This is a genomic window from Pseudomonas sp. P5_A2_2 (genome assembly GCF_054177685.1).
In genome coordinates this window covers 1-1,418 of sequence record NZ_JBGCUL010001094.1, presented here as the reverse complement: position 1 = coordinate 1,418, position 1,418 = coordinate 1, and the positions used below count along the sequence as shown (strand labels likewise).

2 protein-coding genes are annotated in these 1,418 nt (G+C 59.6%); both read right to left on the bottom strand.

From position 1 onward, the window contains the following. A partial coding sequence (locus tag ACXRVY_RS29110; RefSeq protein WP_458238971.1) for a 50S ribosomal protein L11 methyltransferase occupies window positions 1-185 on the bottom strand: 185 nt, incomplete at its 3' end. 291 nt (window positions 186-476) lie between these two features. Next, a partial coding sequence (locus tag ACXRVY_RS29105; protein WP_458238970.1) for an ATP-binding protein occupies window positions 477-1,418 on the bottom strand: 942 nt, incomplete at its 5' end.

Sequence of the window (1,418 nt, the reverse complement as noted above, 5' to 3'; positions counted from 1 at the left end):
CCTTCGAACAGGGCCAGCAGGTGCGTGTGCGACCACAGCGGCGTGGTATTGAGTTCCGGCTCGAAGATCGGCTGATCTTCGGCGTCCATGAAGGTCACCGACACGGCGCCCACTTCAAGGAAAGCGTCTTCATAGGTTTCGGCTTGTTCTGGGCTGATGGCGAGACGTACTTGCAGCCAAGGCATGGCGGGCACCTTTGAAAAATATTGATTGCAGCCTAGCGGGCTGCGAGAAGCGCGCAAGTTTACGCGAGAGTGCGGGTTTTGTGGGAGTGGGTTGACCTGGGGTTGTCGCCCCCCCCCGGTTAACCCCGGAACTCTGTGGGAGCGAGCTTGCTCGCGATGAGGTCGGTACATCCAGCATGGATGTTGACTGATACACCACTATCGCGAGCAAGCTCGCTCCCATAGGGAATGTGCGAAACCTTTAGATACAACAAAGCCGCCCGAAGGCGGCTTTGTTGATCGGGTCGAAGCTTAGTGCTTCTCGCCAGCCAGCTTGTGCTCGAGGTAGTGAATGTTCACGCCCCCTTTGCAGAAGCCTTCATCGCGGGTCAGGTCGCGGTGCAGCGGGATGTTGGTCTTGATCCCGTCGACCACGATTTCGTCCAGCGCATTGCGCATGCGCGCCATGGCTTCGTCACGGGTTGCGCCGTAGGTGATCAGCTTGCCGATCAACGAGTCGTAGTTCGGCGGAACGGCATAACCACTGTACAGGTGCGAGTCGACACGAACGCCGTTGCCGCCTGGAGCGTGGAAATGCTTGACCGTGCCCGGGCTCGGCATGAAGGTTTTCGGGTCTTCGGCGTTGATCCGGCATTCCAGCGCGTGACCGCGGATGACCACGTCATCCTGGGTGAACGACAGCTTGTTGCCGGCGGCGATGCTGAGCATCTCCTTGACGATGTCGATGCCGGTGACCATTTCCGAAACCGGGTGCTCTACCTGGACACGAGTGTTCATCTCGATGAAGTAGAAGCGACCGTTTTCGTACAGGAACTCGAAAGTGCCTGCGCCACGGTAGCCGATATCGATGCAGGCCCTGACGCAGCGTGCGAGGACTTCCTCACGTGCGTTCTCGTCGATGCCCGGTGCCGGCGCTTCTTCAAGCACCTTCTGGTGACGACGTTGCAGCGAGCAGTCGCGGTCGCCCAGATGGATAGCGTGGCCCTGGCCATCGGAAAGTACCTGGACTTCCACGTGACGTGGATTGGTCAGGAATTTTTCCAGATAGACCATCGGGTTGCCGAACGCCGCGCCTGCTTCGGAGCGGGTCAGTTTCGCCGAGGAAATCAGGTCTTCTTCTTTGTGCACAACGCGCATGCCGCGACCACCGCCGCCGCCAGCGGCCTTGATGATCACCGGGTAACCGACTTCGCGACCGATGCGCAGAGCGGTTTCTTCATCTTCCGGCAGCGG